We start from the raw sequence: 8,066 nt of genomic DNA, 5'->3' as shown, positions 1-8,066 counted from the left end.
GTGGCGCCGCTGGTGGGGGCGGTGCCGGCGGCCAGGGGTCCGCCGCCGTCACCGGCGGTGTTCCCCTGCCTCCCGGGCTGAGTGCCGGCGGTGCGGGCGGCACCGGCGGTGCGGGAGGCCGGGGCGGGGGCGGAGGCGACGGCGACACCCCCGGAGGGAAAAGCGCCTTCCCCGGCGCTTCCGGGGCGCCGGGTGCCGCCGGGCAGAAAGGCGAACTCGGTGGAGGGGGCTATCTCGTCCTCAGCTGGTGACCCCGGACGGCCCGCGCACCGGGATCGCCGGTGACGGTCGCGCCGGGAAGGACGGTGCCGTCGAGGAGGCGGAGCCGGCCCGGCTTCGTCACAGGGCGGTCAGGGTGAGGGTGGTGGGGCCGCTGGCCCCGGTGATGGTGCCGCCGCCGACCGGGCACAGCTCCGGGTTGGTTCCGGTGAGGTCGGCGGCGTCCACGACCTTCACGGCGGTGTCGCCCGTGTACCGGCCCGCGCTGACGGTGCCCGTGTAGGTCGCGGCGGTGCCGGTGTCCTCCACGGAGGTCCAGTGCACGGTGCTGGTGCTCCGGTCGCTCCAGGTGATGGTCTCGTCGAAGGGGTTGAGCGTGTGGATCAGGTTGACGCAGGTCTCGCCCGGCTCGTCGGCCGTGGTCGCGCTCGTCCCGGGAAGGCCCGTCTCGCACGTCGCGTAGGAGTTCTGGGACGTGACGCTGATGTCCTGCGGCTGGTTGGTCAGCGCGGGCGTGAACTCGCTGGTGAACGTGCCTTCGCACTGCACGTCCACCACGCCCTGGGCGTGGGCCGGTGCACCGGCCGGGAGCAGCAGGAGTCCACAGGCCAGCGCCATGGCCCCGGCCAGGCGGCGGGGCAGCGGGAATCGGGACGGAACGGTGTTCATCGAGCCTCCAGGGGAGAGCGATCGGTCGGGGCTTGGCCGTCCGACCGGTGCGAGGGTGGTGATCGGTGCGGGTGCGCGGGGGGATCCGGTGCTCCGGTCGGCTTCCGGTGACGGGGGGCCATGAGCACCGCCGCCCCGCGCCACGCGCGTGACTGATCGTGTACTCACCGTGTGTGCCTACTGGCCGCCGCGCAAGCCCGGACGGCCGGTCGGATGCCGTTCGCGAGGCGGGTTCGGGTCAGGCCGGTGGGCTGTTTTCTGCCACATTGGTCTCTACCATTGCCCCGAATCCGGGATTCCGGAAGGCTCGCCGCCGAGCGCCGGGAAGCGGACTCCGGCGTTCTCGCCCGAGGGAGGATCCACCGAGATGGCATTGCGCACAGCGGTTTCCACCATGGCCCTGGCCGGACTGCTGACGGTTGCGGGCGGCCTGGCGGCCGCTCCCGCCGCCCAGGCGTCCACGACGAGGACGACCGGATACACCTACATCGGCATGTACCCGAGCGGCGCCGCGTGCGACGCCGCCGGCCGGGCCTACGTGGCCCGCGGGGAGGCGGTCAGCTACTTCTGCGACGTGGCCCCGACCACGGCCCGGCTCTCGGTCTGGTTCTACTGAGACCGCCTGCCGGGTGCCGCCCGGGGTCCGGGGTGACGTCCGCTGCGGCGGGTGTCCGGCGGTGTGACTCCGGCTGAACCGGCAGGTCCGGGTGAGCAGTCGGGGGCGTTCGCGGCGGAGTTCTTCGCTCCGCCGCGGCGCTCGACCTCCGGCGGTGGGCCCGCCGTCGGAGCGGCAGCCGTACCCCCTGGCCGTTTGCCTGTCCGGGTGGCCTTTTACCATCGTGTCGGATTCTCCGACGGACGGTGCCGCCCGCTCGGCCGCTGCGGCCGGGGGCTCGCCGTCCGACACCCACACGGCACCACGACTCCACCGCAGACGCTGGAGTCGTGCATCTAGGAGGAACGTTCATGCAAGCCCGGAAGATCGGCGCGGTCGCCGCGACAGCGGTGGCAGTCCTGGCGGCCCGCGACCTCGTCCAGAAGAGGCACGCGCTCCTCCGGAACTTCCCGGTCGTCGGCCACGCCCGGTACCTCCTGGAGACGATCGGGCCGGAGCTGCGGCAGTACATCGTGACCTCCAACGAGGAGGAGCGCCCCTTCAGCCGTGACCAGCGCACCTGGATCTACGCGTCGGCGAAGGAGGAGAACAACTACTTCGGCTTCGGCACCGAGGTCGACGTCGAGCACGTCCAGGGGCACGCCTACCTGAAGCAGCGCACCTTCGCCGGTGCCCTCCCCGACGCCCACGATCCGCAGGCACCGCTGCCCTCGGCCAAGGTGCTGGGCGGGCCGCGCGGCCGCGCCAAGGCCTTCCGGCCGGCCAGCGTGGTGAACATCTCGGCGATGAGCTTCGGCTCGCTCTCCGGCGCGGCCGTCACGGCGCTCAACAAGGGGGCGGCGCTGGCGGGCACGATGCACAACACCGGCGAGGGCGGCCTCTCGCCGTACCACCGCAACGGCGGTGACCTCGTCCTCCAGCTCGGGACGGCGTACTTCGGCTGCCGCGACGAGAACGGCGCCTTCAACCTCGACAAGCTCAAGGAGGTCGTCGCCGGCGCCCCCGTCAAGGCGATCGAGATCAAGCTCTCCCAGGGCGCCAAGCCGGGGCTGGGCGGCATGCTGCCGGGCGCGAAGGTGACCCCGGAGATCGCCGGGATCCGCGGCATCCCGGTCGGCCAGGACTGCGCCTCCCCGTCGCGGCACACCGCGTTCGGCGACGTCGACTCGATGCTGGACTTCGTCGAGCTGATCGCCACCGAGACCGGCCTGCCGGTCGGGGTCAAGAGCGCGGTGGGGGAGGCGGGCTTCTGGCAGGAGCTCGCCACGCTGATGGCCCGCGGCGACCGCGGGGTCGACTTCGTGACGGTCGACGGCGGCGAGGGCGGCACCGGCGCGGCGCCGCGGATGTTCGCCGACTCGGTGTCGCTGCCGTTCCGGATGGGCTTCTCCCGGGTCTACGGCACCTTCGCCGAGCTGGGGCTGACCGACGACCTGACCTTCATCGGCTCCGGCAAGCTCGGCCTGCCCGAGAACGCCGCGGTCGCCTTCGCCCTGGGCGCCGACATGATCAACGTGGCCCGGGAGGCGATGCTGTCGATCGGCTGCATCCAGGCGCAGAAGTGCCACACCGACAAGTGCCCCACCGGCATCGCGACCCAGAACCCGTGGCTCGCCCGCGGCCTGGACCCGACGTCGAAGGCCGACCGGGCCGCCGCCTACCTGCGCACCCTGCGCAAGGAGCTGATGAAGGTCTCGTCGGCCGTCGGCGTCGCCCACCCGGCGCTCATCACCGCCGACGACATCGAGATCCTGAACGGCGACTACGAGGCCCGCACCCTGGCCGGCGTGTACGGCTACAAGGAAGGCTGGGGCGAGCTCGGCCCGGAGCTGGCCGAGGAGATCACGGCGCTGATGACGGCCGGGCCGGCCGTCTGACCGACCCCCGTCGCCCGCCCGGTCAGGGGACCGACGGCCGCCCTACCGGCGGCGCCGGTCGGTCGGCCGGGCGGGCGAAGTGGTGCTGGAGGCGGGCGTGGCGGAACTGGTAGACCGCGCCGGCCTTGCGCAGGACGCCCCGCTGATGGGCGTCCTCCAGGAAGGTCATCGCCGCCGGGGGCAGGTGTCCGGTCAGCGGCAGCCAGATCCGTGCGAGGACCGTCCACTGGCCCCACGCCGTCAGGCTGAGCGCGATGCCGAGCCCGCCCCCGAGGGCGGTGAGGACCCCGAATCTGAGCCCGTCCGCGACGTTCCACACGAGGCCGATTCCCCACAGGGAGCTGTCGAGGAACTCGACGGTCAGCCTGCCCCCGAGCCCGACCACGACTCCGAGCGGTGGTGCGAGCATGAGCCACTGCAGGAGCAGGGTCCTGCGGTTCAGGGCCAGCAGGTCGCGGGGGTCGGGTGCCGACTCGATGGCGACGGGGGCTTCGCACCAGGCCATCAGCCCGCCCGCGAGCGCGCCCGCGAGGCCGAACAGGAACCCGTAGAGCGGTGCGTTCACCAGCCCGACCCGGAGCCATGCCGGGTGCCCCGAGAGGAGGGCACTGGCGAGCGCGGTCAGGAGCGCGATCCCGGGCCCGACGGCCAGGCCCGCCACGAGCCCGATGCCGGCCCGCGCGAGGATCTCGGGGCCGGACCTGGCCGCCGACCTCCCCGCTCCGCCGAGGCGGAACCGGATGCGCGACGGCTCCAGCGCCCCGCCCCGGAAGACGTACCCGATCCCGTGCACGAGGGCGAAGACCACGGCAGAGGGGAGGGCGTTGACCAGGGCGTCCACGACCATGGTGACGAACCCGTCCACGAGACTGGACCCGAGGCCCTGCGCCGACCCGATCCCGTCCAGGGCGGCGGTGATCCCGTCGAAGGGCCCGATGAGGACCGCGATGCACACCCCGGTCACCAGCCCGGTGAGGAGCATGCGCGGCACCAGCCGCATGGTGGTGCCCAGTTCCCACCACGCGAGGTCGGGCGTACGCCGCTGTTCGAGGTGCCGGGCGAGGAAGCGGAGCCACCGGGACACCCGCTCCGGATCCCGGCGCCGGTCCTCCCCGGGCCACCTGCGCGCCGCCTTCCGGCCGAGGAGGGGCGGCGGCGGAGGACCGGTGGGGTAGACCGACGGGACCAGGGAGTCCAGCAGGTGGCTCTCGACCGTCCCGGCGGTGGGGAAGCGCTCCCGGTCGGCGAGCTCCCCGGGGTCCCGGCCCGAGGCCGGGTGCCGGTAGGCGGTGCGGCACAGCCACAGCATCAGCGGAACCGTCAGGACCTCGGCCGCGGGGCAGGGCGGGTCCCCGGTCAGCGTGTCGGTGAGCGGGCGCCAGCGGTCCTCGTGCTCGCGTGTGGCGGTCCTGAGCAGGTACCGCGAGACCTCCTCGGCGGTCAGCGGTTTGGCCTCGACCACGGCGGCCTCGCCGAGCACGGCCTTGCCACGGGCCGCTGCGGCGAAGTCACCGGTCCGGCAGGTCAGGACCAGGGGATCGCCGTCCTGGAGCGCGGAGTCGAGTGCCGCCAGCGCCTCCGGCCGCTCGGCGACGGGCAGCTCGTCCAGGCCGTCGAGTACGGGCAGGACGCGTTGATCGCGGCGGAGGGCGCCGACCGTCTCCGGGTCCAGCTGGGGGTACTCGTGCAGCAACTGCCGTTCCAGCCACGTGTACAGGTGCTCCGCCCGTGGCCGCCAGGAGGCGAGCGGCAGCAGGACGGGCACGGGATCCCGGTCCTCCATCCGCAGCAGCAGCTCGATGACCAGCAGCACGGCCAGGCTGGTCTTTCCGCTGCCCGCCCCGCCCAGGACGACCAGCCTGCGCTGTGGCAGGCGCCGGAACGTCTCGACGAAGGACGCCAGGTCCGTGGCGTCGCCGTCGACGGGGGCTCCCGGCGGAGGGGAGCGGTCACCGGCCTCTCCGGGGTACCGGGCGCGCCAGCGGACGGGGATCCGCTCCGACCCGTGCAGGCCGCGCAGACGGGCCTCCTGCCGCCACTGCGCCAGCACCACTTTCCCCAGCGTCTCCGCTGCCGCCTCCACCGGGTCGGGGGAGAGTACCGAGAAGTAGTTGTTCTGGACGTTGTGGTGGCCCACCACCACGCCGGCCGGGCCGTGGATGACGAGGGCCGGCTCGTCGTCCGGCGGCTGCGCATCGGTCACGGGGAGCCGAAGTGGTTGTCCTGTCGGCCGTGGTCGCCCATCACGATCGCGGTCGGCCCGTTGAAGGTGTTCCCGCTCAGCGCGGGCCCGCCGTGGCCCGGATCGGCGGCGTGCAACGCCTCGACGGCCTGCCGCAGTGTCGCGGCGAACGCGGCGTCCTGAGCGGCGGCGGTCCCCAGGGACCGCTCCAACTGCCGCCGGGTGTGCGGGGTCGGCTCCGTCAGGCCGGCGTCGGCCTCCTCGGTCATCCAGTCCAGGGCGGGCTCGTCGTCCAACCGGGAGACCACCACCTCGTGCAGCCGGTCCATCCCGGCGTCCAGCGCCTGGTCGACCTCCGCGTCCATCCGGCCCGCCACCCGCCGCGCCTTGCGCACGGCCCATGCGAAGAGATAGCCGACTGCCAGCTCCGCGCCCACCATGTTCGCTCCTTCTGCAGGACACGTTCCTCGGTGTGTCGACCCTAGCCCGACGGGTCCGGCCGCGTGGCGCAAAGCCCAAACCCCTTTTCCCATAGGGCGGTTGCCGGATTTCCGTCTTCCGACTTCCGGCGTCCGCGCGCGGGGGCGCGGCGGTGCGGCGCGCCCCCGGGAAATTGGTCCAGACCTTAAATGGTCCAGACCTATTGACGGGCCCTGCCGCTCCTCCTACGATCCGGACCGGCACAGCCCCACATGTCCCCCACCTCACCCAAGCCGGGCGTCGCGCCCCCACGCGTCGGTCATGTCCATGGCGCTCGGCGGGAAGGGAGCACCACATGTTCCGTCGAAGGCCGAGTCGTCCACGCCCGCAGCAGGCGCCCGTGGAACGCGCGTCGCAGGCCCCCCGCACCGGCCGCGCCCGGCACGGGTCGAGCGTCCTGACGCGTTCCCTCGCCGGGGTGAGCGCCGCCGCCGTGATCGGCGCCGGCATCGCCGTGGCGGGCACCGTCACGGCCGGCGCCGCCACCCCCAACCTGGTGTCCAATCCCGGGTTCGAGAACGGGCTCTCCGACTGGACCTGTTCCGGCGGCTCCGGCGCGGCCGTCGGCAGCCCGGTCCACTCCGGCGCCTCCGCGCTCCAGGCCACGCCGACCGGCCAGGACACCGCCCAGTGCGCCCAGACCATCAGCGTGCAGCCCAACTCCCAGTACACGCTGAGCGCCTACGTCCAGGGCAGCTACGTCTACCTGGGCGCCACCGGCACCGGCGTCACCAACGCCTCCACCTGGACGGCGAGCAGCCCCTCGTACAGCCAGCTCAGCGTCGGCTTCACCACCGGGGCGAACACCACCTCGGTGACCGTCTTCCTGCACGGCTGGTACGGGCAGCCCGCGTTCTACGCGGACGACGTGGTGCTCACCGGCCCCGGCGGCAGCAGCCCCAGCCCCACCCCGACCACCGCGCCGCCGACCAGCACGCCGCCCACGACGACGCCGCCCACCAGCACCCCGCCCACCACCACGCCGCCGACGACGACGCCGCCCACCACGACGCCGCCGAGCGACACCTGCCCCACGAAGCCCAAGCCGTCGGGCAAGGTCCTCCAGGGGTACTGGGAGAACTGGGACGGCGCCCTGAACGGTGTCCACCCCGGCATGGGCTGGGTCCCCATCACGGACAGCCGGATGGCCGCACACGGCTACAACGTCATCAACGCCGCCTTCCCGGTGATCCTCTCGGACGGCACCGTGCTGTGGCAGGACGGCATGGACAGCAACGTCAAGGTCTCGACCCCCGCCGAGATGTGCCAGGCCAAGGCGGCCGGGGCGACGATCCTGATGTCGATCGGCGGCGCCGCCGCGGGCATCGACCTGAGCTCCAGCACGGTGGCCGACAAGTTCGTGGCGACCGTCGTCCCGATCCTCAAGAAGTACAACTTCGACGGGATCGACATCGACATCGAGACCGGCCTGTCCGGCAGCGGCAACATCAACACGCTGTCCGCCTCCCAGGCCAACCTGATCCGCATCATCGACGGCGTGCTGGCCCAGATGCCCGCGGGCTTCGGCCTGACGATGGCCCCCGAGACCGCGTACGTCACCGGCGGCAGCGTCAACTACGGGTCGATCTGGGGCGCCTACCTGCCGATCGTCAAGAAGTACGCCGACAACGGGCAGCTGTGGTGGCTGAACATGCAGTACTACAACGGCAGCATGTACGGCTGCTCCGGCGACTCCTACCAGGCCGGCACCGTGCAGGGCTTCACCGCGCAGACCACCTGCCTGAACAACGGCCTGACCATCCAGGGCACCACCATCAGGGTGCCGTACGACAAGCAGGTGCCCGGCCTGCCGGCCCAGCCCGGCGCGGGCGGCGGCTACATGGACCCGGGGTCGGTCGGCCAGGCGTGGAACGCCTTCAGCGGTTCGCTGAAGGGTCTGATGACGTGGTCGATCAACTGGGACGGCTCGAAGGGCTGGAGCTTCGGCGACAACGTCAAGCGCCTCCAGGGGCGTTGATCCCCGGCTGAGCTGACGACGGCCTCCCGCGGTCCGGGCCGCGGG

At 72.8% G+C, this 8,066-nt stretch carries 6 protein-coding genes; 3 read left to right on the top strand and 3 right to left on the bottom strand.

All coding sequences use genetic code 11. The features are described 5' to 3' along the window. Nucleotides 1-339 precede the first annotated feature (339 nt). Nucleotides 340-888, bottom strand: a complete 549-nt coding sequence (locus ACFU7Z_RS31435; RefSeq protein ID WP_074002777.1) for a hypothetical protein — start codon at nt 886-888, stop codon at nt 340-342. A gap of 367 nt (nt 889-1,255) precedes the next feature. On the opposite strand from ACFU7Z_RS31435, the gene ACFU7Z_RS31430 reads away from it, so the two are divergent. Then, nucleotides 1,256-1,504 carry a hypothetical protein gene (locus ACFU7Z_RS31430; protein WP_049651741.1) on the top strand — a complete coding sequence of 83 codons (249 nt, stop codon included), beginning with the start codon at nt 1,256-1,258 and terminating at the stop codon, nt 1,502-1,504. 350 nt (nt 1,505-1,854) lie between these two features. After that, nucleotides 1,855-3,381, top strand: a complete 1,527-nt coding sequence (locus tag ACFU7Z_RS31425) for an FMN-binding glutamate synthase family protein (protein WP_117486023.1) — start codon at nt 1,855-1,857, stop codon at nt 3,379-3,381. Between the two features lie 22 nt (nt 3,382-3,403). Here ACFU7Z_RS31425 and ACFU7Z_RS31420 read toward each other — a convergent pair whose 3' ends face one another. Continuing rightward, the gene (locus tag ACFU7Z_RS31420; RefSeq protein ID WP_380781212.1) at nt 3,404-5,584 is read right to left on the bottom strand and encodes an NACHT domain-containing protein; all 2,181 of its coding nucleotides are present in this window, start codon (nt 5,582-5,584) and stop codon (nt 3,404-3,406) included. Further along, entirely contained in the window at nt 5,581-6,003 is a 423-nt protein-coding gene (locus tag ACFU7Z_RS31415; protein ID WP_074002774.1) for a hypothetical protein, read from the bottom strand. Before ACFU7Z_RS31415 ends, ACFU7Z_RS31420 begins: the two co-directional genes overlap by 4 nt. 458 nt (nt 6,004-6,461) lie before the next feature. On the opposite strand from ACFU7Z_RS31415, the gene ACFU7Z_RS31410 reads away from it, so the two are divergent. Then, on the top strand, nt 6,462-8,021 hold the full coding sequence (locus ACFU7Z_RS31410) for a carbohydrate binding domain-containing protein (protein ID WP_380781210.1): 1,560 nt from the start codon (nt 6,462-6,464) through the stop codon (nt 8,019-8,021). Nucleotides 8,022-8,066: the final 45 nt, after the last annotated feature.

Origin of the sequence: Kitasatospora sp. NPDC057518, assembly GCF_042802075.1 — a bacterium.
Taxonomy (GTDB): Bacteria; Actinomycetota; Actinomycetes; order Streptomycetales; family Streptomycetaceae; genus Kitasatospora.
This window is presented reverse-complemented; position numbering and strand designations above follow the sequence as displayed.

What these genes read in the sequence shown, in the direction of transcription:
- ACFU7Z_RS31435 (WP_074002777.1), bottom strand. Translation starts at nt 888, where the DNA reads ATGAACACCGTTCCGTCCCGATTCCCGCTGCCCCGCCGCCTGGCCGGG.
- ACFU7Z_RS31430 (WP_049651741.1), top strand. Translation starts at nt 1,256, where the DNA reads ATGGCATTGCGCACAGCGGTTTCCACCATGGCCCTGGCCGGACTGCTG.
- ACFU7Z_RS31425 (WP_117486023.1), top strand. Translation starts at nt 1,855, where the DNA reads ATGCAAGCCCGGAAGATCGGCGCGGTCGCCGCGACAGCGGTGGCAGTC.
- ACFU7Z_RS31415 (WP_074002774.1), bottom strand. Translation starts at nt 6,003, where the DNA reads ATGGTGGGCGCGGAGCTGGCAGTCGGCTATCTCTTCGCATGGGCCGTG.